The organism is Streptomyces sp. NPDC053069 (assembly GCF_044546895.1).
GTDB lineage: Bacteria > Actinomycetota > Actinomycetes > Streptomycetales > Streptomycetaceae > Streptomyces.
On the sequence record NZ_JBITZN010000002.1, the window covers coordinates 611,422 to 632,202 of the forward strand.

Here is a 20,781-nt window from a genome sequence, read left to right on the forward strand (position 1 = left end):
GGGGGCCGGGCCGCGCGCGGCGAGCGGAGCGAGCCGCCTTGAACCCGTAGAGAAAGTTGTTACTCAGGCAGTCCTAGTGATGCGCCACAAGGGCGCGTCGTACTGCTCCGGGCGGCTGTCGATGAGCAGCTGGCGCAGGGTGCTGCGCTGCGAGCCGTTGAGATTCAGAGCCTCGGTGATGCGGCGGAACGTCGTGTGGGTGACTCCGCGGCTGCCGGCGTCCGCCTCAAACTGGTCCAGCTGCGGCAACACGGCCTCGGCGTCCAGCTCCACCGGTGACTGCTCCTTCAGCCACACGGCCTTGTTGCGCTCGTAGTCGATCTCGGAGAAGCCGCAGATCTCGCGGCTATGTGCCTCGACCTCGTCTAGGGCAGCGGTCGTCATGATGGCCCGGGCCAGACTGTTGCGGCTCACCGCTTCGTCCAGGTCGACCTCGTGCACTCGGGGGCCCTCGTCAGTGAGAGCCACAGGGAGGCCGGCGTCGCGTACCTCGCAGGTGCCCCGGACGCCTCGGGCCGTTGCGGCGAGCATCGCGGTTGCCTCGGAGGGGTGCCACTCCAGGACTGTGCTGATCCGCTGCACGTCGTCCGCGGTGAGGGTGTGGACGACAGAACCGAGCATCGGACGTAGGTCGTCCGGGGAGAGTTCGCCGTCCAGGCCAGGGCCGGCGACCAGGAGGCGGACCGACGCGTTCACCTGGCAGGCAGCGGCCAGGGTGAGGGCATCGGCGAGAGGGCTCTTCAGCGTCGGCTCGTCGCCCCGGGCGAGGATGTCACCGCCCACGTCCAGGAGGTCGATGGACTCCGGCTTGAAGTGACTGACCAGTTCTTCCAGCTGACGCGTTACGCCTTCGGCACCTTGGTATGGGTCGAGTAGTGCGAAGGTATGCGGGAGCTCCGCGGCGAGCCTCGGCAGTGTGGAACCGGCTGGTGCGATCGGACGGGCCTCGGCCGGCACTGCCGAGACGGCCGGGGTGATCTGCTGGAGGCCGGTGAAGTCGCGGGCTCCTCGTGGACCCGGTACCGGGTCGATGAGCAGGCGGTCCCACGCGTACGTGAGGATCACCGCCTGGTCCTCGTCGCCGTACAGGGCGGCGTGAAGCATTGCGGCGGCGACTGCGTCGCCCCCTCCTCCTGCTGCGACGATCAACCGCGTCATGCTGCCCAGCGTACGGGTTCGAATACTGGCCACTCACCCTATAGTGGCTAGAGGCCATAGCCACTTGGGCGAGGAGGGCACATGCCTCAGATCGAGGAGGCTCAGCCGAAGTATCTCCAGATCGCGCACTTCATCCGTGATCAGATTCTTCGGGGAGACTTGCGACCGGGGGAGGAGGTCCCCTCGGAACGCCAACTTGCGGCGGATTGGAAGGTGTCCAGGCCGACGGCTGCCCGCTCGTTGGAGGCGCTGAGTCATCAGGGCCTGGTCGAGAAGCGGCAGGGATCGGGTACCTACGTCCGGAGCCTGGAAGTCAATCGCCGTGCGCGGGAGTTGTACGGGCGCGCTCGCCAGACGGGGAAGATCTACACCCCTGGTGAGTACGCGGTCATCACGTCGGCCGGCTGGATGGAGGCGCCGGATTACGTCGCCGAGGCGCTGGGGCTGACGAAGGACCGGCGGGCCGTGCATCGGCGGCGTGTCACCAACAACCAGGACGGGCCCATCACTCTGTCCACCTCCTGGTTCGCGCCGGACGTCGGTCAGAAGGCACCCAAGCTCATGGACCCGGAGCGGATTCAAGAAGGCACCCTGATGTACGTCGAAAACATGACGGGGCGTCAAGGAAGCTACGCGGAAGACCGCATGTGCGCTCGCTCGGCGACCGACGAGGAGGCGGCGGACCTCCAGCTGGAGGCCGGTTCGGCCGTGCTGGTGGTTCATCACGTGGTCTTCGACCTCCAGGACCGACCGCTAGAGTTCGCCGAGGCGACGTACCCGCCTCACCGTTGGGCGTTCGAACAGGGCTACCCGCTCACCTGATTGTTCGTCTGATTGCGTCGAACCGCTTGCACGCTGCAAGTGGCTAATGCCACTATCCAGTAAGTGGCCAAGGCCACTTACGGAAGGGGGCGCGGGCGTGACGAGTCAGCGGCCGCAACAGGACGCGCGCTTAGTTTGCCGGGGTTGCCGGGGTCGCGGATGGAAGCGCGTCAGCTCGCGCACCACGCTGGCGCTCTCCACCGTCAACGACCGTGCCCGTGCCACATCGAAGCGACGGTGCCTCGACTGCGACGGCACCGGCAAGGAGTGAGCACGGATGGCCTACACGCTCGACCGTGACCCATGCCCGGAGTCGCCCCGGCTCGGGGCGATGACTCTGCACCCGACCCCTGAATCGGTGCCTCGGGCTCGACGCTGGTTCAAGAAGTTCATCGCGCCCTACAACCCGGCCTGCTCGGTCGACGACTGCGTGCTGATGATCTCGGAACTGGTGACCAACGCCATCCTCTACGGCCGGTCCGATGAGCCGTGGCTCGTCAGGGTGGAGTGGTTCCGTGACGGGGCCTCGCTTCGGGTGGAGGTCCACAACCCCGGTTTTCCTGCGAACGTGCGGCTGCGCCGGCCGGACGCCGAGGAAGCGCACGGGCGCGGCCTGCTGCTGGTCGATTCCATCGCCGACTCCTGGCATTCAGGGCCCAGCGCCTTCGGCGGCACGGTCGTGTCCTTCGTGATGGCCGATGCCTGGCTCTGACCGGAGCACCCCCTATTACATTGCATTGCAATGCAGCGCTAGTCTGGTTGACCAGTTGACTTGGCCAATCTCGATGGGCGGCGTTCATGGCGTATGAGGTGGAGGCACCGAAGTACGTACGCCTCGCGCAGACCATCCAGCGGCGCATCGAGGACGGTACCTATCCGCCCGGCACCCGCGTTCCCAGTGAAAATCAGCTGGTGCAGGCCTTCGGGATGTCCCGCCCGACCGTCGTGCGGGCGCTGGAGCTGTTGAAGCGGGATGGCTGGCTGGAGTCTCGCCAGGGCTTCGGCACGATCGTGCGTGGGCGGCCGGCCGCCGCGGAGCGGAAGGACCGCAGGGGCCGTGAGGCGTTGGAGCGCGACGAGTCACGGACTCCCGGTCGTCTCGTGGAAGTCGGCGAAGTACCTGTTCCCGCCCGTGTCGCTTCTGCGCTCGGTCTGCCGAAGCGCGCCAAGGTGCTCATGCGTCGGTTTCTCGTCGAAGAGGAAGGTGAAGCTGCCGAGCTGGTCTCGTCCTACTTTCCCGCGGCCCTGGTCGACGGCACGGAGCTGGCGAGCAGTGAGGCCCTGGGCGGAAGCCTGCGTGATCATCTGGAGTCGCGGAAGAAGGTCCGCTTCGACCACGTGACGGAACGAGTCTCGGCCCGGCTGCCAGAAGCGGGTGAAGCCGGCCTTCTGGGCATCCCCAACGGCGTTCCTGTCCTCAGCGTCCTGGTAGTCGCGTGTGATGCCGCGGGGCAGGCGTTGCAGGTCTCTGACGTGCTGCTGCCTGCCGACCGGCAGGAACTCGAAGACACCTACCGCCTGAGCTGACCCAGGACCGGAGCCCGGCGGCCACCGTTTCCACTTGACAAGTCAACTTGGCATCCTTAGCTTCGAGCTTGCTAAGTCAACTTGTCAGGTGACGGTTGACTGACCTCGAAGGAGAGATCTTCTGTGCGTGTGATCCGCATTGACGCTTCGGCCGCGACGATCCTGCTGACCGAAGCCCCGGCGCCCAAGGTGCGTGACCGACAGACCGGTGAGATTGCTAAGGACGCCGTGACCGGTGAGGCGCTGATGACCATCGGCGTCGTTTTCATCGACGAGGGCGAGTCGTCGCTGATCCAGGTCACCGTGCCCGAAAGCGGAGTGACGGACGGTCTGACCGTCGGCGCTCCGGTCTCGCTGCCGGGCCTCGTCGCCCGTCCCTGGGAAAGCGTGTTCAACGGCCAGCAGCGTCACGGCATCGCCTACCGGGCCACCGCGGTGACGCCGGGCGCCTTCCCGATGGCTCAGGCGGGTTGATCCGCTTGACGGACCTGATGACGGTTGCCGAGGTAGGTGGGTCGCTCGCTGCGATAGGCGGCGTGGCCTATGCCCGACACGCCCATCCGGCCGCGTACTGGTCCATGGTCGGCCTCCCGGTCTCGGTGGCCCGGCTGCTGGCCTCGTACTCCTCGACCATGGACGCCTGCGGCCTGACCGTTGAGCCGTCCCGATGGCGGGCGCTGGCCGTCAAGGCGACGACTCGCCGTGAGGTCCGGCCCGTGCCTCCCCGCCGGGGTCTTATCCGGCCCACCTCGACGGGCCTGCGGGTTCGGCTGCGGCTGGCACCGGGGCAGGAGCCGGCGGATGTGGCGGCTTCGGCTGAACGGCTCCGGCACGCCTGGGGCGTGCACGCCGTGTACGTCCGGGACATCAAGCCCGGTGTCGTCGAACTGCGGCTCGTCGGTTTCGACGTCCTGCGGAAGGTCCGCATGCCCAGTCGGGTCGATGGCGGGCTGCTGCGGGTGCCGGTGGCTTTGCGAGAGTACGCGACCGCTTTCTTACGTGACTACCGAGCCGTACCGCACGAGCTTGTTCTCGGCGCCACACTGTCCGGCAAGTCCATGTACCTGCGGAACCTGCTCACCGAGCTGGCGGCTCAGCCTGTGGTCCTGGTCGGCATCGACTGCAAGCGCGGGGTCGAGCTGTCGCCGTTCGCCGCCCGGCTTTCCGCCCTGGCAACCGATCCGGAGCAGGCGGCCGAGCTGCTGCCCGTGCTCGTGAAGGAAATGGAGGACCGCTACGACCTGATCAAGACTCGACAGGGCATCACGCCCGAGACGCCGGATGAGCTGATCACCTCGGACGTCTGGGGCCTGCCCGAGAGCGAGCGCCCCGCTCCCATCGTTCTGTTCATCGATGAGGTGGCAGAACTCTTCCTCGTCGCGACGCGGAAGGAGGAGGAACGGCGGGATGAGATGGTCACCCAGCTCATCCGCCTCGCCCAGCTCGGCCGCGCTGCCGGGATTTACCTGGAGGTGTGCGGACAGCGCTTCGGCGCCGAACTCGGCAAGGGCGCGACCATGCTCCGCGCACAGCTCACCGGACGTGTCTGCCATCGAGTCAACGACGAAGCGTCCGCCAAGATGGCGCTGGGCGACATCGCCCCTGAGGCAGCCCTCGCCGCCTGCGCCATCGCTGCAGAAAGCCCCGGCCTGGCCGTGGCCGGTGACACCTCCGGCGGCTGGTCCCGCATCCGCACTCCGTATCTGTCTCTCGCCGACGCTGCGGCCGCTTGTCGGAGAACTGCGCACATCGCCCCCGACGTAGCAGCGCTCAAGCTCTTCCGGCCATACGTCCCGCCTGCGCCCGCGGGGCTCTCGGGGCCAGTCGCCACCACCAAGCCGGTCACCGAGTAACCGAACCCATCTCACGGCTGGCGCAGCTGTCCCGCGCCACGTCCCTACCCCCGCCATGCCCGAAGAAGGGAGAGAGATGGCCCGCCCCGCCGTGCGTGTGGACGCTGTTTTGGTCCAGGCGGTCATCGCCGGTGCCCTGTCCTTCGCCCACCTCCATGACCTGGCTGCCGCTGCCGGACAGGCCGGTTGGAAGGCGTGGGCCTACCCGATCAGCGTGGACCTGCTCCTGGTTGCTGCCTGGCGACGGCTCCGTTCCGGCGGAACGAGATCGGCGGCATGGTGCTGGTTCGTCGTCGCACTGACCGCGTCGCTCGGGGCCAACGTAGCCACGGCCGGGCTCCTTGACCTGGGCGACGTACCGGCTTGGCTTCGCATCCTCGTCGCCGGGTGGCCGGCCGTCGCCTTCCTCGGCGGAACCCTGCTCGTCCACGGCTCCGACGAGCCGGACGAAGAGCCGCTTCAGGAAGCCACCCCGCCCCATCCGGCCCCCTCATTCCCTGCACTGCCCGCCAAGGAAACCGAGCCGGCTTCGACCTCGACGGCCCCTGTCCCGCCCGCCCTCGTCGCCCTGGCTCGCAAGGTCGCTGACGAGCACCGCACGCGGACCGGATCCGCCATCGACACCCCGACCCTTCGCGCCCGGCTAGGCGTCCCGTTGCCACTCGCTGAAGCCATCGCCGCACAGCTCACCTGACCACGGAGGAACCACCCCTCATGCGCCCGTCCACGCTCCGCGCGCTGAAACGCGCCGCCGAGCTGACCCGCCAGAACCGCCTCACCGAAGCCGTACTGATCACCGAGCCGGTGATCCTCACCGCCGACAGCTACGAGGGCGACGAGATCTTGCGCTGGCTCGCCGAGCACGTCACCGACTTCACCGGCGACACCGACAAGGAGGCCCGCTGATGGCCGCCAACCGTCGCTTCCGCAACGTCGTCCGCATCGGCCCCGTCCAGGTCGCCACGTATTACGACGGCCGGGGCCGCGAGAAGCACACCGCCGCCTGCACGGCTCCGCGCTGCGGCTTCTCGACCGACTACGACAGCCGTGCCGCCGCCGAACTGGCCGCCCGTACCCACCGCTGCGCCGTCCGCTGAGGGAGCTTCCGTGACCGTCTCGCTGCCGCTCGTCTTCGTCCTGGGCGTCATCGCCTGGGCTGCGATCAAGTTCCTCGGCGTTCGCCTCTGGGTCGCCGTCGTGATCGCCCTGTTCGGCTTCTGGCTCTCGCACACCTTCCTCGCCCCCGCCATCGAGTCCGGCACCCGCTCCGGCGTCGACGTCGTCAACGGCACCCACAAGTGACAAGGAGGTCCACCATGCTCCGCCCCAAACTCCCTGACGTCCCGACCCTGCCGACCACGACCGTCACGCCTCAACAGATGCAGGTCCCGGCCCCCTCCGCCGGCCGTCCCCTGACCCCCTACGTGAGCGCAGTAGCCGCCGTGGTCGTCGTCGGCATCGTCCTCACCGCGCTCCTGGCCACGGTTGCCATCTCGGCCGTGGCCGTGGCCATCGCCGCCGTGGTCCTGCGCTCCCTCATGAACAACGCGTACAAGCGCTGACCGGCCACCGGGGCGACAACAAGCCGCCAAGCATCCCGTCGCCCCGGGGCCGTCCCTCCCAACCGCCGAAACAGCCGAAAGGAAGTCCCATCATCACCCGGCAGACTCCGCCACCGCTGGCGGAACTCTCCATGCTGGCCTCACTCGGCACTATGCCCGAGCTGGCCCGCCAACTCTCCGGCCTGGGCGGCTGCACCAACCCCGTCCGCCTCGACGGCCACCGCACCGAATACGAGGTCAGCCCGACCACCGGCGAGATCGGCCGAGTCCTGCACCACCTCGACTCCGGCTCGCTCCCCGCCGGCCAGCTCCTCGTCCGTTGCAACAACCGCCGCGCGACGCGCTGTGCAGCCTGCGCCGAGACCTACCGCCGCGACACCTTCCACCTGATCACCGTCGGTCTCCGGGGCGGCAAGGGCACGCCGGAACAGGTCGGCACCCATCCCCGTGTCTTCGCCACCTTCACCGCCCCGAGCTTCGGCCCGGTCCACAACCGGCCCTCCAGAGGGAGGGACTGCCGCTGCGGCCTCCGGCACGACGAGACGGACCCCGTCCTGGGCTCACCCCTCGACCCGGACACCTACGACTACACAGCGGCCGTGCTCTGGAACGCGCACGCCGGAGCCCTGTGGCGGCGCTTCTCGATCTACCTCCGCCGCGAGGTCGCCAAGCGCGCCGGCCTCACCCAACGCGACTTCCGCGATCACGCCCGGATCTCGTTCGCCAAGGTCGCCGAGTACCAGAAGCGCGGCGCCGTCCACTTCCACGCCGTCATCCGCCTCGACGGCCCCGAAGGCGGCGACACGCCTCCACCGGCCTGGGCCACCACCGAACTGGTGAAGGACGCCATCCGTGCGGCTGCCACTGCCGCACGCGTCGACGGCCCGGAGATCGACGGCCGGTCGCACGCGTTCGTCTTCGGCCGCCAGCTCGACGTCCGCCCGATCCGCTCCGCCGACTTCAACGACGGCCAGGAGCTGACCGAACGGGCCGTCGCGGCATACATCGCCAAGTACGCCACCAAGGGAGCCGAGACCGCGACCGGCACCCTCGACCGGCCGATCAGGTTCCTCGCCGAACTGGCCCAAGCCAGGATCACCGACCACGCCCGGCGCCTGATCCGCACCGCTTGGACCCTCGGCGCACGCCCCGAGCTGGCAGACCTCCGCCTCCGTGCCTGGGCTCACATGCTCGGCTTCCGCGGCCACTTCTCCACCAAGTCCCGCCGCTACTCCACCACCCTTGGTGCCCTCCGGGATGCGCGCGCCGAATGGCGCCGAGCCCAAACCGCTCCGGTTGTCGCGCAGGACGGCGAAACCACGCTTGTCCTCGCCCACTGGGTCTTCGCCGGTACCGGCCTCTCCCGCGCCGAAGCCTGGCTCACCGCATCCCTCGAACCTGCCCCTGGAACGGAAGGAGAGCCGACATGGACGCCCGCCGCGACGAGCTGATGACGGTTCGCCAAGTCTTGGACGAACTGGGCGGCGTTTCTCGCCGGACGTTCTATCGCTGGCGCGAGCTGGGACAGGGGCCGGCCGCATTCAAGCTCCCCAACGGTGAGCTTCGGGTCTGGCGCAGCGACTTCACCGCGTGGCTTCGGGAATTGGAGGCGGCTGCGTGAAGTCTCTTGATGTCAAGGTCTGGGGCGTTCGGAAGAGGAACACTAAGAAGTCGTCCTTCGATGTTCGATGGACTGTGGCCGGAAGCGTGTTTTCCGAACAGTTCCGTACCAAGGGGCTCGCGGACCACTACCGTTCGAGCTTCTCCGTGCCGCTCATGGGGGCGAAGAGTTCGACACGGCCACAGGGCTGCCAGACTCGATGGTCGAAAAAGCAGCCTCCCTGAGCTGGTATGCCTTTGCTCTGAAGTATCTCGCTATGAAGTGGCCGCATGCGGCTCCCAACACGCGTAACGGGATCAATGAGGCGCTGACCGCAGTGACGACGGCTCTTCTCGATGATCGCCCGGGCCAGCCGCCGGAGGAACTGATCAGGAAGGCGCTTCGTAACTGGGCCTTCGTCCTCCCCGGCCCAAACGATCGCGAACTGCCCGGCGAGATCGCGAACACTCTCTACTGGGTGGCTAAGGCCTCGCGCCCGCTATCGGACCTCGGTGATGCTGCGATCGGCCGGGCAGTTCTGGACTCCCTCAAGCTGAAGCTCGACGGGACTGCGGCAGCCGCGGAGACCGTTCGGCGCAAGCGGCGAACACTCGTCAACGCGCTGCACTATGCAGTAGACCTCGGGGAGTTCAAAGAGAACCCGATCACGGGCATTCGATGGAAGAAGCCGAAGGTTGCTGGGGAAGTTGATCCTCGGGTGGTCGCCAATCCCGAGCAGGCTCGGTCCCTGCTGACTGCGGTCTCGTACGTCGGTGGGTATGGCCGGGCGCGTGGCCGTCGACTCGTTGGCCTGTTCGCCTGCATGTACTACGGCGCCCTGCGTCCGGCTGAGGCCGTCGGCCTTACGAATGCGGACCTGAAGCTGCCTGAGGCCGGCTGGGGGACGGCACTGCTGAACCGGACGCGTCCCAGTGTCGGCAAGCAGTGGACCGACTCCGGCGAGACCCACGATGACCGTGGCCTGAAGAACCGGCCGGCGGAGGAGGTCCGGCTCGTACCGATCCCGCCCCAGCTCGTCTCTATCCTCCGGCAGCACATCGATACGTTCGGGACTGCCGAGGACGGGCGGCTGTTCACCAACGAACGCGGGGGAGTGGTCGGCTCGTCCACGTACTACCGCGTGTGGCAGGAGGCTCGGGCGCTCGGGCTCCAGCCGGCTGCCGTCGCCTCGCCGCTCGCTGCGCGGCCGTAAGACCTCCGACACTCGGCGCTGTCGACGTGGCTCAACTCCGGGGTGGACCCGACCGAAGTGGCTGAACGTGCGGGCAACAGTGTTGAGGTGCTGCTGAGCCGCTACGCCAAGTGCATTGATGGACGGCAGGAAATCGCCAACCGCAAGATCGAAGAGTTGCTGCGCGAATACGAGTGACGAGGCGCATAGCCATTAGCCCCTGGTCCGAGTGTGGGCCAGGGGCTTCGTCGTCTCCCGGTCGAAGGGCGTCGGCCGCAAATTCTTAGTCAGGTGACTACCGGGAACTGTCTTCGGTTTCCCATGTGAGCTTACTGAACGGGGAAGGTGAGGCGCAGAACGATCTCGCCGTCGTCGATATCACCGGTGGGCTCGAATCCGAACTTCTGGTAGAAGGGCCACGGTTCGCCGTCGCCGGGATCGTAGCTGGTCAGTAGCTCGGTGGCGCCGTCCGCGCGAACGAGAGCGGCAATTTGCGTGAGGGTCTCTCGGCCGATCCCTCGCCTCTGGTGCCGCTTGTCGATGAGGAGGCGCCAGATGAAGTGCCGTCCTTTGTAGGGACCAGCCGGCGGCTTCCACGACAGCATCACGAAGCCGACTGGCTCGTCGCCGATGTACACCCCGCGGTACCAGGGGTTGGCCTCCGGGTGCTGTGCTGCCTGCTTGAGCGACTTGGACACGGAGGCGACGAACCGCTTCTGGTCGCGTCGGACACGGAGGGCACGAACGGCATCCCGGTTGTCGTCGGTGATCTCGCGCAGGTGTACGCCTGGAGACCTCATGCCACACCCCTTCGTGCATGCGGCGGCTGTGCCCTCCGGATCGACGTGAAGAGTCGCCCCGGTGTGGCAGTCAGGCGCAGCGTATTCGGCGCCGCGGATCTGGAGCGTGACCGGCACGCCGGCCTGCGTCCGCTTCAAAATAGCCACTGTGACCTGGGCAGACATGCTCAGTTCCTGTCCACGAATAGTCCACAGACCCCGGCATACGGCCGCTCCGGGCCGCATACGCCTGCACATACGCGAAGACCCCGGCCTCAGCGTTTCCGCTGGTGACGGGGTCTTTGGGCACCTCATACTGGGTGCCCCCGGCAGGATTCGAACCTGCGCACACGGCTCCGGAGGCCGTTGCTCTATCCCCTGAGCTACGGGGGCGTGTCGGTTGCGGAGCTGTTCGCTCGCGGCGACGGGTAGAACACTAGCAGGTCCGGAGGGGTGATCAGGAATCTGTTTGCCGGGGTGGGGTGGGGCGGGTCACCTGTAGGGGGTGGAAGTGGGGAAAACCCGGACGCGGTGGCCGGTCCGGACCTACTCTCGACTTGTGCCAGGCGCCTCGGGTCGGGTGCTTGTTGTGGACGACAACAAGGTCATCCGGCAGCTGATCAGGGTCAACCTCGAACTGGAAGGGCTCGAGGTCGTGACCGCGGCCGATGGTGCCGAGTGCCTGGACGTGGTGCATCAGGTGCGGCCCGATGTCGTGACGCTCGACGTCGTCATGCCCCGGCTGGACGGACTGCGCACCGCCGCCCGCCTCCGTGCCGATCCCCGTACCCATCACCTGCCCCTTGCCATCATCAGCGCGTGCACCCAGTACGAGGTCGACACCGGTCTCGATGTCGGCGTGGACGCCTTCCTCGCCAAGCCCTTCGAGCCCGCCGAGCTCGTACGGCTCGTCAAGCAGCTCCTTGAGCGCGGCAGTGGGGGAGACGGGCGTGGAGGGGACGGAGGTCACCGGGGTGGGGGCGGTGACGGGGACAGCGACAGTGACGGGGATGGGGATGGGGCCGGCGAAGGGGGCGGCGAGGACGACGTTGCCAACGGTTTCTCCGGCGGGGTTTCCGATGGGGTCGCCGACGGTGTGACCGGTGGGATCTCGTACGGCGGTTAGGTAAGCGGCTGCGGCGGTTGGGTGGCTCGGGGGCTCGGCTGTCCGCCGTATGCGCAGTGCGTGCTGAGGCAGAAGTCGCCGTCTGTCGGCCGTCCCACAGTGAGAACCGCCTCGCCTACCCACCCCCTCCCTCCCCTACGCTTGTCCCGTGACCCCCGTCGAGCTGTCCCGCACCGTGCTGCGCGCGGTGCGTTGTGCTGTCGATGACGGGGAGCTGAGTGTGGCCCTGCCCGAGAGGGTCGTGGTGACCGAGCCCGGGCCCGGAGGGTGTGGGGACTTCGCCACCAACGTCGCGTTGCAGCTCGCCCGGCCGGCCGGGCAGCCGCCGCTGCGGGTCGCCGAGATTCTGCGGTCCCGGCTCGTCGGCGCCGACGGCATCCGGGACGTCGTCGTCACCGGGCCGGGCTTTCTCAACATCAGCCTCGACGCGCAGGCCGACCCCCTCACCGGGCTGGTCCGGGAGATCCGGGCCCGTGGTGCCGCCTACGGGCACAGTGACGCCCTCGCCGGGCAGGTGGTCGCGCTGCGGGTGCCGTACGAGGTGCGGGCCGAGGTCGTCGCCGACGCCGTCGTACGGATCGTCGGTACGCAGGGCGGGCGGGCCACCGTCGAGCACGGGGAGCCCGTCAATCTGCGGCCTGTGCCTGCCCCGGAGGACCCCGCTCCGCTCGGTGCCGACGCCGCCCGGTGGGCTCTGCTCCATCCCGCGCCGCACGACCGGCCGCGGATCACCGCCGACCATCTCGTCCAGCGGGAGAGCAATCCGCTGTTCCTGGTGCGGTACGCCCACGCCCGGATCCGGTCCCTCAGCCGCAACGCCGCCCGCCTGGGCTTCACCGCCGAACCCGGCCCCTTGGGGGACACCGGTCCCGGTCCCCTGAGCGCCGGTGATCCCGGTCGCGTGGGCCCCGCCGGTCATGGTCACGTGGGTGTCGCCGATCCCCGTCCCCTGAGCGCCGCCGGTCCCGGTCCTGGTCCCGGTCCGGTGAGCCAATTCGGCCCTGGTTCCGTGGGCCAAGTCGGTCCCGGTCCCGTCGGCGGTGTGCGGGCCCTGGCCGCATCCAGCACCCAGGGTCTTGTCACCCCCGACACCGGCATCCGGAGCCTTGTCACCTCCGGCACCCCCGACGTCGTCACCACCGACACCGGGAGCCTTGTCACCTCCAGCACCCAGCGCGCCGCCACCCCCGCCCCTGGCGCCCAGTGCCCCGCCACCCCCACCCCCGACACCCACGGCCCTTTCACCTCCAGTCCCCAATCTCTTACCGCCCCCAGCACCACCCCCACCCCCCACCACCTCCTAACCCCCCTAGCCGACCACCCCCGCATCCTCACCGCGGCCGCCACCCACCGTGCCCCGGACCGGCTTGCCCGGCATCTCGTCACCCTCGCTGATGCCGTGCTGCCCTTCCTGCCCTGCGTGCTTCCCTGCGGCGAGGAGAAACCCTCGGCCGCCCACCGTGCCCGGCTCGCCCTCGCCGAAGCCGTCGGGACGGTGCTGGCCGGCGGCCTGTCCCTGCTCGGCATCGACGCACCCGAACACCTCTGAGGGCGCCAGAGCAGATGCGCCCCGGAGAGAGACAGAGAGTCTGAGAGCCACGTCATGAGCCGTTCCGCCCACCCCGCCGGGCCCCGTCACGCCGACGTCCTGCCCGAGGGGCACTACTCCGCGCCGCCCGCCGACCTCAACGCCCTGGACCAGAAGGTCTGGGCGCAGACCGTCGCGCGCGACGCCGACGGGGTCGTCACCGTCGGCGGCGTCGACGTCACCCGGCTCGCCGAGTTGTACGGCACGCCCGCCTACATCCTCGACGAGGCCGATTTCCGGGCACGCGCGCGTGCGTGGCGTACCGCTTTCGGGGCCGACGCCGACGTGTTCTACGCCGGGAAGGCGTTCCTGTCCCGTGCCGTCGTGCGGTGGCTGCACGAGGAGGGGCTCAACCTGGATGTGTGCTCGGGCGGGGAGCTGGCCACCGCCCTGTCCGCCGGGATGCCCGCCGAGCGCATCGCCTTCCACGGCAACAACAAGTCCCCCGAGGAGATCCGCCGCGCCGTAGAGGCCGGTGTCGGGCGGATCGTGCTCGACTCCTTCCAGGAGATCGTGCGGGTCGCCCACATCGCGCAGTCGCTGGGCAAGCGGCAGAAGGTCCAGATTCGGATCACCGTGGGCGTCGAGGCGCATACGCACGAGTTCATCGCCACCGCCCATGAGGACCAGAAGTTCGGGATTCCGCTGGCCGGCGGGCAGGCGGCGGAAGCCGTGCGGCGGGCGCTGCAGCTCGACGGGCTCGAACTGATCGGGATCCACTCCCACATCGGGTCGCAGATCTTCGACATGTCGGGTTTCGAAGTCGCCGCCCACCGTGTCGTCGGGCTGCTCAAGGACATCCGGGACGAGCACGGGGTCGAGCTGCCCGAGATCGATCTCGGCGGTGGGCTCGGGATCGCCTACACCAGTGCCGACGATCCGCGTGAACCGCACGAGATCGCCAAGGCGCTGACGGAGATCGTCAGCCGCGAGTGCGACGCCGCCAGGCTGCGGACGCCCCGGATCTCCGTCGAGCCCGGGCGTGCCATCGTCGGTCCGACCGCCTTCACGCTCTACGAGGTCGGCACCGTCAAGCCGCTGGACGGGCTGCGGACGTATGTGTCGGTCGACGGTGGTATGTCCGACAACATCCGGACCGCGCTGTACGACGCCGAGTACAGCGTCGCCCTCGTCTCGCGCACCAGCGACGCCGAGCCGATGCTGGCGCGTGTCGTGGGCAAGCACTGCGAGAGCGGGGACATCGTGGTCAAGGACGCGTTCCTGCCCGCCGACCTGGCGCCGGGCGACCTGATCGCCGTACCGGCCACGGGCGCGTACTGCAGGTCCATGGCCAGCAACTACAACCATGTGCTCCGGCCGCCCGTAGTCGCCGTGAAGGACGGCGAGGCCCGGGTGATCGTCCGGCGTGAGACGGAGGAGGACCTCCTGCGTCTCGACGTCGGGTAACCCCTGTGCAGGCCGGAAGATCTACGGTCTTCCGGTCCCGTACAAATGAAATAGATGTCTCACGATCCGGACGAAGGGTAGAAACTCCCGTCCGGTGAGTGAGACTGGTCCAACCGTAGACGGTATGAGGAAACGAGGTCGGATGATGCGTACGCGTCCGCTGAAGGTGGCGCTGCTGGGCTGTGGAGTGGTCGGCTCAGAGGTGGCGCGCATCATGACGACGCACGCCGACGACCTCGCCGCCAGGATCGGCGCCCCGGTGGAGCTCGCCGGGGTCGCCGTACGACGGCCCTCCAGGGTCCGTGAGGGCATCCCCGCGGACCTCGTCACCACCGACGCCACCGCTCTGGTCAAACGCGGCGACATCGACGTGGTGGTCGAGGTCATCGGCGGGATCGAGCCCGCCCGGACCCTCATCACCACCGCCTTCGAGCACGGCGCCTCCGTCGTCTCCGCCAACAAGGCCCTGCTCGCCCAGGACGGTGCAGCCCTGCACGCCGCGGCGGAGGACCACGGCAAGGACCTGTACTACGAGGCCGCCGTCGCCGGTGCCATCCCGCTGATCCGCCCGCTGCGCGAGTCCCTCGCCGGGGACAAGGTCAACCGGGTGCTGGGCATCGTCAACGGCACCACCAACTTCATCCTCGACAAGATGGACAACACCGGGGCCGGCTATCAGGAGGCCCTCGACGAGGCCACCGCGCTCGGGTACGCGGAAGCCGACCCGACCGCCGACGTCGAGGGCTTCGACGCCGCCGCCAAGGCCGCCATCCTCGCCGGGATCGCCTTCCACACGCGCGTGCGCCTCGACGACGTCTACCGCGAGGGCATGACCGAGGTCACCGCCGCCGACTTCCGCTCGGCGAAGGAGATGGGCTGCACCATCAAGCTGCTCGCCATCTGCGAGCGGGCCGCGGACGGCGGCTCCGTCACCGCACGCGTGCACCCCGCGATGATTCCGCTGACCCACCCGCTCGCCTCCGTGCGCGGCGCGTACAACGCCGTGTTCGTGGAGTCGGACGCCGCCGGTCAGCTGATGTTCTACGGCCCCGGCGCCGGCGGTTCCCCGACCGCCTCCGCCGTGCTCGGCGACCTCGTCGCCGTGTGCCGCAACCGGCTCAACGGCGCAACGGGGCCCGGTGAGTCGGCGTACGCCGCCCTGCCCGTCTCGCCCATGGGCGAGGTCGTCACGCGCTACCACATCAGCCTCGACGTCGCGGACAAACCGGGTGTTCTCGCCCAGGTCGCGACCGTGTTCGCCGAGCACGGGGTGTCGATCGATACGGTGCGCCAGCAGGGCAAGGACGGCGAGGCCTCCCTCGTCGTCGTCACCCACCGCGCGTCCGACGCCTCCCTCACCGGGACTGTCGAGGCGCTGCGCAAGCTCGACACCGTGCGGGGTGTCGCCAGCATCATGCGGGTTGAAGGAGAGTAACCAGCAATGACTCACCAGTGGCGCGGAATCATCGAGGAGTACCGGGACCGGCTGCCGGTATCCGACACCACGCCGGTCGTGACGCTCCGCGAGGGCGGCACGCCCCTCGTGCCCGCGCAGGTGCTCTCCGAGCGCACGGGCTGTGAGGTCCACCTGAAGGTGGAGGGGGCCAACCCCACCGGTTCCTTCAAGGACCGCGGTATGACCATGGCCATCAGCAAGGCCAAGGAGGAGGGGGCGAAGGCGGTCATCTGCGCCTCCACCGGCAACACCTCCGCCTCCGCCGCCGCCTACGCCGTGCGGGCCGGTATGGTTTCGGCCGTTCTCGTGCCGCAGGGCAAGATCGCCCTCGGCAAGATGGGCCAGGCCCTCGTGCACGGCGCGAAGATCCTCCAGGTCGACGGAAACTTCGACGACTGTCTCACGCTCGCCCGCTCGCTGAGTGAGAACTACCCGGTGGCGCTGGTCAATTCGGTCAACCCGGTGCGGATCGAGGGCCAGAAGACGGCCGCCTTCGAGATCGTGGACATGCTCGGTGACGCGCCCGACATCCACGTCCTCCCGGTCGGCAACGCGGGCAACATCACCGCCTACTGGAAGGGCTACAAGGAGTACGCCGCCGACGGCATCGCCTCCCGGACGCCCCGGATGTGGGGCTTCCAGGCCTCCGGCAGCGCCCCGATCGTGCGCGGCGAGGTCGTCAAGGACCCCTCGACCATCGCCACCGCCATCCGCATCGGCAACCCCGCCTCCTGGCAGTACGCGCTGCAGGCCCGCGACGAGTCCGGTGGCGCCATCGACGAGGTGACGGACCGTGAAATCCTGCGCGCCTACCGCCTGTTGGCCGCGCAGGAGGGCGTCTTCGTGGAGCCCGCCTCGGCCGCCTCGGTGGCCGGTCTGCTGAAGGCCGCCGAGCAGGGCAGGGTCGACCCGGGCCAGCGGATCGTGTGCACGGTCACCGGCAACGGTCTGAAGGACCCCGACTGGGCCGTCGCCGGCGCCCCGCAGCCGGTCACCGTCCCGGTCGACGCGGCCGCCGCCGCCGAGCGCCTCGGCCTCGGCTGAGCGCCCGGCGACCCGGGTTTTCCCTGACAGGGTGCACAGGGGGCTTACGACACGCATCGTGCGCCTCCTGTGCGCCCTATGTCGCCACAGAACCTTCCTTCGATAGGCTGTACTGAACCCGCCCGTTGCATATGCCCTCGCATCGGGGCAGCGCCGCGCCGTCTGCGCGGCCCGAGGGTCTCCCCGTACGTCATCGAATGTCTTCGACAGTCACGCAGCTCAAGGAGAGTCAACGAGCGATGGCCGGTCCAGCGTTCCGCGCCGCCGCCGTCCGGGTGCGCGTTCCCGCCACCAGCGCCAATCTCGGCCCGGGCTTCGACGCCCTCGGCCTCGCGCTGGGGCTCTACGACGACGTGGTCGTCCGGGTGGCCGACTCCGGGCTGCACATCGACATCGCGGGGGAGGGCAGCGAGACCCTTCCGCGTGACGAGTCTCACCTTCTCGTCCGTTCCCTGCGCACCGCCTTCGACCTGCTGGGCGGGCAGCCCCGGGGGCTGGAGATCGTCTGCGCCAACCGCATTCCGCACGGCCGGGGCCTCGGCTCCTCCTCCGCCGCCATCTGCGCCGGCATCGTCGCCGCCCGCGCCGTGACCATAGGCGGCGAGGCCCGCCTGGACGACGCGGCGCTGCTGGAACTGGCCACCGAGATCGAGGGTCACCCGGACAACGTGGCCGCGTGTCTGCTCGGCGGCTTCACCCTGTCCTGGATGGAGTCCGGCGCCGCCCGGGCCATCAGGATGGAGCCGAACGATTCCATCGTTCCGGTGGTTTTCGTGCCCGGAAAGCCGGTCCTGACCGAGACCGCCCGCGGCCTGCTGCCGCGCACCGTGCCGCACGTCGACGCCGCCGTCAACGCGGGCCGTGCCGCCCTGCTCGTCGAGGCCCTCACCCGGCGCCCCGAGCTGCTGCTGCCCGCCACCGAGGACCGCCTCCACCAGGAGTACCGCGCCCCGGCCATGCCGGAGAGCGCCGCGCTGGTGGAGCGGCTGCGCGCCGAGGGCGTCCCGGCCGTCATCTCGGGCGCCGGGCCCACCGTCATGGCCCTTGCCGACGCCGGTACCGCCGACAAGGTGGAGACCCTGGCCGGCCCCGACTGGGCCGCCAACCGGCTGAGCCTGGACCTGCAGGGAGCGAGCGTGCTGCCGCTTGCGACCTGACACACGGTTGCCGGATTTGGAGAGGGGGAATGTTTGTTGGATCCGGTAGTGTTAATCTCAAGTCTGCACCCGACCCCACCATGGCGAGGTGCCTCGTGTCCCAGTCCGGGACAGACATTCTTCCGGGAGCCTCCCGGGCCACTCCGTGTTCCGTGCGCCGTACCTGGGCAGTACGTCGTATGCGGACACTGAGCGGGCCGCCGGGCACGCTCCGGAATCGGTGCTACCACGCCACGTGACACTGGGTGCCACGGCTCGCGGAAGCGCCAATCACCGCACATTTCCTCCGCCGCTTTGGCGGACCACCGCCCCGGCACGGTTCACGGAAGACAGGACCGTAGTCGGACAGCACAACCGGTCGCCGAGCCAGACAGGCCGACGTCCGCTCCAGGGAAGGACCCTTCGTGAGCGACACCACCGATCTGATGGGCGCACGTGTCGAGGAGACCGCTGCCGCGCCCGCCACGGACGCCTCCGCGCCTGCCACCGGTGCCGGCTCCCGGCGGCGCCGCGGTACCGGCCTCGAGGGCATGGTGCTGGCCGAGCTGCAGCAGGTCGCCTCGGGCCTCGGCATCAGGGGCACCGCGCGGATGCGCAAGAGCCAGCTGATCGAGGTCATCAAGGAGGCGCAGGCCGCAGGGGGCGCCGCCCCCAAGGCCGAGGCCGCCACCGAGACCAAGCCCAAGCGCCGCGCCACCTCCAAGGCCCGTACGGGTGAGGCCGCCGACGGCGAGAAGAAGGCCGAGGCCCCCGCCGAGAAGGCCGTGGCCCAGCAGCAGATCGAGATCCCCGGCCAGCCGGCCTCCGACGACGCCCCGACCGAGCGCCGTCGCCGCCGTGCCACCGCCGAGGCGGGCAGCCCGGCCGCGAGCAGCGCCGAGACCATTGCCGCCGAGGCGAAGGCCGAGGCCAAGACCGAGGCGTCCGTGCAGCAGCAGCCGCAGCAGGGCGAGGCCAAGGGCGACACCGGTGACGGCGAGGGCCGTGGCCGCCGCGACCGCCGTGAGCGCGGCCGTGACCGCGACCGCCGCAACAAGGGCGACGACCAGCAGGGCGGCCAGCAGCGTCAGCAGCAGGGCCAGCAGCAGGGCGGCGGCCGTCAGGACCGCCAGCAGGACGACGACGACTTCGAGGGCGGCCGCCGTGGCCGTCGCGGGCGCTACCGCGACCGCCGTGGCCGCCGTGGCCGCGACGACATCGCCGAGCCGCAGCTCGCCGAGGACGACGTCCTGATCCCGGTCGCGGGCATCCTGGACATCCTCGACAACTACGCCTTCATCCGGACCTCCGGCTACCTTCCGGGCCCGAACGACGTGTACGTCTCCCTCGCCCAGGTCCGCAAGAACGGCCTGCGCAAGGGTGACCACGTCACCGGTGCGGTCCGCCAGCCGAAGGAGGGCGAGCGCCGCGAGAAGTTCAACGCGCTGGTCCGTCTGGACTCCGTCAACGGCATGGCGCCCGAACACGGCCGTGGCCGCCCGGAGTTCAACAAGCTGACCCCGCTGTACCCGCAGGACCGCCTCCGCCTGGAGACGGACCCGGGCGTGCTCACCACCCGCATCATCGACCTGGTCTCGCCGATCGGTAAGGGCCAGCGCGGTCTGATCGTGGCCCCGCCGAAGACCGGCAAGACCATGATCATGCAGGCGATCGCCAACGCGATCACGCACAACAACCCCGAGTGCCACCTGATGGTCGTCCTCGTCGACGAGCGTCCGGAAGAGGTCACCGACATGCAGCGGTCGGTCAAGGGCGAGGTCATCTCCTCGACCTTCGACCGCCCCGCCGAGGACCACACCACGGTCGCCGAGCTCGCCATCGAGCGCGCCAAGCGACTGGTCGAGCTGGGCCACGACGTCGTCGTGCTGCTGGACTCCATCACCCGCCTGGGCCGTGCCTACAACCTGGCGGCTCCGGCCTCCGGCCGCATCCTGTCCGGTGGTGTCGACTCGACCGCGCTGTACCCGCCGAAGCGGTTCTTCGGTGCGGCGCGGAACATCGAGGACGGCGGTTCGCTGACCATCCTCGCCACCGCCCTGGTGGACACCGGGTCCCGCATGGACGAGGTGATCTTCGAGGAGTTCAAGGGCACGGGCAACATGGAGCTCAAGCTCGACCGCAAGCTCGCCGACAAGCGCATCTTCCCGGCGGTGGACGTGGACGCGTCCGGTACCCGTAAGGAAGAGATCCTGCTCGGCAACGAGGAGCTGTCCATCGTCTGGAAGCTGCGCCGGGTGCTGCACGCGCTCGACCAGCAGCAGGCGATCGAGTTGCTGCTCGACAAGATGAAGCAGACCAAGTCGAACGTCGAGTTCCTGATGCAGATTCAGAAGACGACGCCGGCTCCGGGCAACGGAGACTGAGAGCAAGCGAGTCCAGGGGCCGCCCCCCGTCCATCAGTGACGGGGGGCGGCCTTTTGGCGCTGAGAGGTACGGGACGCATCAGGCGCCCCACCAGACTCACACCTCTCCCGTGGGGGGAACTCCCTTGCTCAAGCCCCTGCCCAGGC

21 protein-coding genes, 1 tRNA gene and 1 pseudogene are annotated in these 20,781 nt (G+C 69.1%); 20 read left to right on the top strand and 3 right to left on the bottom strand.

The features are described 5' to 3' along the window. Positions 1 to 63: 63 nt before the first annotated feature. Complete coding sequence (locus ACIGXP_RS06415; protein WP_399764885.1) at positions 64 to 1,104, bottom strand: DUF1152 domain-containing protein; 1,041 nt, start codon at positions 1,102 to 1,104, stop codon at positions 64 to 66. Positions 1,105 to 1,239: 135 nt separating this feature from the next. Here ACIGXP_RS06415 and ACIGXP_RS06420 point away from each other — a divergent pair, with 135 nt between their 5' ends. From ACIGXP_RS06420 to ACIGXP_RS06480, 13 genes and pseudogenes are all read left to right on the top strand, one after another. After that, positions 1,240 to 1,980 carry a GntR family transcriptional regulator gene (locus ACIGXP_RS06420; RefSeq protein ID WP_399764613.1) on the top strand — a complete coding sequence of 247 codons (741 nt, stop codon included), beginning with the start codon at positions 1,240 to 1,242 and terminating at the stop codon, positions 1,978 to 1,980. A 277-nt stretch (positions 1,981 to 2,257) separates the two neighbouring features. Next, the gene (locus tag ACIGXP_RS06425) at positions 2,258 to 2,692 is read left to right on the top strand and encodes an ATP-binding protein (RefSeq protein ID WP_399764616.1); all 435 of its coding nucleotides are present in this window, start codon (positions 2,258 to 2,260) and stop codon (positions 2,690 to 2,692) included. Positions 2,693 to 2,778: 86 nt separating this feature from the next. Beyond that, positions 2,779 to 3,507 carry a GntR family transcriptional regulator gene (locus ACIGXP_RS06430; protein WP_399764619.1) on the top strand — a complete coding sequence of 243 codons (729 nt, stop codon included), beginning with the start codon at positions 2,779 to 2,781 and terminating at the stop codon, positions 3,505 to 3,507. Between the two features lie 123 nt (positions 3,508 to 3,630). Beyond that, positions 3,631 to 3,981, top strand: coding sequence for a hypothetical protein (locus tag ACIGXP_RS06435; RefSeq protein WP_399764621.1), 351 nt, complete (start codon positions 3,631 to 3,633; stop codon positions 3,979 to 3,981). A 5-nt stretch (positions 3,982 to 3,986) separates the two neighbouring features. Next, the gene (locus ACIGXP_RS06440; RefSeq protein WP_399764624.1) at positions 3,987 to 5,360 is read left to right on the top strand and encodes an FtsK/SpoIIIE domain-containing protein; all 1,374 of its coding nucleotides are present in this window, start codon (positions 3,987 to 3,989) and stop codon (positions 5,358 to 5,360) included. Positions 5,361 to 5,436: 76 nt separating this feature from the next. Continuing rightward, a complete protein-coding gene (locus tag ACIGXP_RS06445) occupies positions 5,437 to 6,054 on the top strand; it encodes a DUF2637 domain-containing protein (RefSeq protein ID WP_399764626.1) in 618 nt (205 codons plus the stop codon). Between the two features lie 20 nt (positions 6,055 to 6,074). Then, positions 6,075 to 6,266, top strand: a complete 192-nt coding sequence (locus tag ACIGXP_RS06450) for a hypothetical protein (RefSeq protein ID WP_399764629.1) — start codon at positions 6,075 to 6,077, stop codon at positions 6,264 to 6,266. Continuing rightward, entirely contained in the window at positions 6,266 to 6,457 is a 192-nt protein-coding gene (locus ACIGXP_RS06455; protein ID WP_399764632.1) for a mobile element transfer protein, read from the top strand. The genes ACIGXP_RS06450 and ACIGXP_RS06455 overlap by 1 nt, the downstream gene beginning before the upstream one ends. A 10-nt stretch (positions 6,458 to 6,467) precedes the next feature. Further along, positions 6,468 to 6,662 (top strand): hypothetical protein, encoded by a 195-nt coding sequence (locus ACIGXP_RS06460; RefSeq protein WP_053708303.1) that lies wholly within the window; start codon positions 6,468 to 6,470, stop codon positions 6,660 to 6,662. Positions 6,663 to 6,676: 14 nt separating this feature from the next. Next, positions 6,677 to 6,922: a SpdD protein gene (locus ACIGXP_RS06465; RefSeq protein WP_399764635.1), complete on the top strand. Its 246-nt coding sequence runs from the start codon at positions 6,677 to 6,679 to the stop codon at positions 6,920 to 6,922. 131 nt (positions 6,923 to 7,053) lie between these two features. Further along, positions 7,054 to 8,373, top strand: a complete 1,320-nt coding sequence (locus tag ACIGXP_RS06470; RefSeq protein ID WP_399764638.1) for a replication initiator — start codon at positions 7,054 to 7,056, stop codon at positions 8,371 to 8,373. Then, a complete protein-coding gene (locus tag ACIGXP_RS06475; RefSeq protein ID WP_399764641.1) occupies positions 8,349 to 8,543 on the top strand; it encodes a helix-turn-helix transcriptional regulator in 195 nt (64 codons plus the stop codon). Before ACIGXP_RS06470 ends, ACIGXP_RS06475 begins: the two co-directional genes overlap by 25 nt. Next, a pseudogene (locus tag ACIGXP_RS06480) lies at positions 8,540 to 9,912 on the top strand (tyrosine-type recombinase/integrase). Before ACIGXP_RS06475 ends, ACIGXP_RS06480 begins: the two are co-directional and overlap by 4 nt. A gap of 131 nt (positions 9,913 to 10,043) precedes the next feature. On the opposite strand, the gene ACIGXP_RS06485 reads toward ACIGXP_RS06480, so the two are convergent. Together ACIGXP_RS06485 and ACIGXP_RS06490 are read right to left on the bottom strand one after the other, a co-directional pair. Continuing rightward, positions 10,044 to 10,679 (bottom strand): GNAT family N-acetyltransferase, encoded by a 636-nt coding sequence (locus tag ACIGXP_RS06485; protein ID WP_399764644.1) that lies wholly within the window; start codon positions 10,677 to 10,679, stop codon positions 10,044 to 10,046. Positions 10,680 to 10,814: 135 nt separating this feature from the next. Then, positions 10,815 to 10,886, bottom strand: a tRNA-Arg gene (locus ACIGXP_RS06490). Between the two features lie 166 nt (positions 10,887 to 11,052). Between ACIGXP_RS06490 and ACIGXP_RS06495 the strand changes: the two genes are divergently transcribed. From ACIGXP_RS06495 to rho, 7 genes are all read left to right on the top strand, one after another. Next, on the top strand, positions 11,053 to 11,619 hold the full coding sequence (locus tag ACIGXP_RS06495; protein WP_399764646.1) for a response regulator: 567 nt from the start codon (positions 11,053 to 11,055) through the stop codon (positions 11,617 to 11,619). A 148-nt stretch (positions 11,620 to 11,767) separates the two neighbouring features. Next, positions 11,768 to 13,168 carry an ArgS-related anticodon-binding protein NrtL gene (gene nrtL / locus ACIGXP_RS06500; protein ID WP_399764648.1) on the top strand — a complete coding sequence of 467 codons (1,401 nt, stop codon included), beginning with the start codon at positions 11,768 to 11,770 and terminating at the stop codon, positions 13,166 to 13,168. A gap of 54 nt (positions 13,169 to 13,222) precedes the next feature. Then, entirely contained in the window at positions 13,223 to 14,614 is a 1,392-nt protein-coding gene (lysA, locus tag ACIGXP_RS06505) for a diaminopimelate decarboxylase (RefSeq protein WP_399764651.1), read from the top strand. A gap of 142 nt (positions 14,615 to 14,756) precedes the next feature. Continuing rightward, a complete protein-coding gene (locus tag ACIGXP_RS06510; RefSeq protein ID WP_399764653.1) occupies positions 14,757 to 16,049 on the top strand; it encodes a homoserine dehydrogenase in 1,293 nt (430 codons plus the stop codon). Positions 16,050 to 16,055: 6 nt separating this feature from the next. Beyond that, a complete protein-coding gene (gene thrC / locus ACIGXP_RS06515; protein ID WP_363214551.1) occupies positions 16,056 to 17,114 on the top strand; it encodes a threonine synthase in 1,059 nt (352 codons plus the stop codon). A 239-nt stretch (positions 17,115 to 17,353) separates the two neighbouring features. After that, on the top strand, positions 17,354 to 18,271 hold the full coding sequence (gene thrB, locus ACIGXP_RS06520) for a homoserine kinase (RefSeq protein WP_399764658.1): 918 nt from the start codon (positions 17,354 to 17,356) through the stop codon (positions 18,269 to 18,271). A 404-nt stretch (positions 18,272 to 18,675) separates the two neighbouring features. Beyond that, positions 18,676 to 20,634, top strand: coding sequence for a transcription termination factor Rho (gene rho, locus ACIGXP_RS06525; protein ID WP_399764660.1), 1,959 nt, complete (start codon positions 18,676 to 18,678; stop codon positions 20,632 to 20,634). Positions 20,635 to 20,781 lie beyond the last annotated feature (147 nt).

Excerpts from the sequence above, each read along its gene's own strand:
- ACIGXP_RS06415 (WP_399764885.1), bottom strand. The coding sequence starts at position 1,104 with ATGCTTCACGCCGCCCTGTACGGCGACGAGGACCAGGCGGTGATCCTC.
- ACIGXP_RS06420 (WP_399764613.1), top strand. The coding sequence starts at position 1,240 with ATGCCTCAGATCGAGGAGGCTCAGCCGAAGTATCTCCAGATCGCGCAC.
- ACIGXP_RS06425 (WP_399764616.1), top strand. The coding sequence starts at position 2,258 with ATGGCCTACACGCTCGACCGTGACCCATGCCCGGAGTCGCCCCGGCTC.
- ACIGXP_RS06430 (WP_399764619.1), top strand. The coding sequence starts at position 2,779 with ATGGCGTATGAGGTGGAGGCACCGAAGTACGTACGCCTCGCGCAGACC.
- ACIGXP_RS06445 (WP_399764626.1), top strand. The coding sequence starts at position 5,437 with ATGGCCCGCCCCGCCGTGCGTGTGGACGCTGTTTTGGTCCAGGCGGTC.
- ACIGXP_RS06450 (WP_399764629.1), top strand. The coding sequence starts at position 6,075 with ATGCGCCCGTCCACGCTCCGCGCGCTGAAACGCGCCGCCGAGCTGACC.
- ACIGXP_RS06455 (WP_399764632.1), top strand. The coding sequence starts at position 6,266 with ATGGCCGCCAACCGTCGCTTCCGCAACGTCGTCCGCATCGGCCCCGTC.
- ACIGXP_RS06465 (WP_399764635.1), top strand. The coding sequence starts at position 6,677 with ATGCTCCGCCCCAAACTCCCTGACGTCCCGACCCTGCCGACCACGACC.
- ACIGXP_RS06470 (WP_399764638.1), top strand. The coding sequence starts at position 7,054 with ATGCTGGCCTCACTCGGCACTATGCCCGAGCTGGCCCGCCAACTCTCC.
- ACIGXP_RS06475 (WP_399764641.1), top strand. The coding sequence starts at position 8,349 with ATGGACGCCCGCCGCGACGAGCTGATGACGGTTCGCCAAGTCTTGGAC.
- ACIGXP_RS06485 (WP_399764644.1), bottom strand. The coding sequence starts at position 10,679 with ATGTCTGCCCAGGTCACAGTGGCTATTTTGAAGCGGACGCAGGCCGGC.
- lysA (WP_399764651.1), top strand. The coding sequence starts at position 13,223 with ATGAGCCGTTCCGCCCACCCCGCCGGGCCCCGTCACGCCGACGTCCTG.
- ACIGXP_RS06510 (WP_399764653.1), top strand. The coding sequence starts at position 14,757 with ATGATGCGTACGCGTCCGCTGAAGGTGGCGCTGCTGGGCTGTGGAGTG.
- thrC (WP_363214551.1), top strand. The coding sequence starts at position 16,056 with ATGACTCACCAGTGGCGCGGAATCATCGAGGAGTACCGGGACCGGCTG.
- thrB (WP_399764658.1), top strand. The coding sequence starts at position 17,354 with ATGGCCGGTCCAGCGTTCCGCGCCGCCGCCGTCCGGGTGCGCGTTCCC.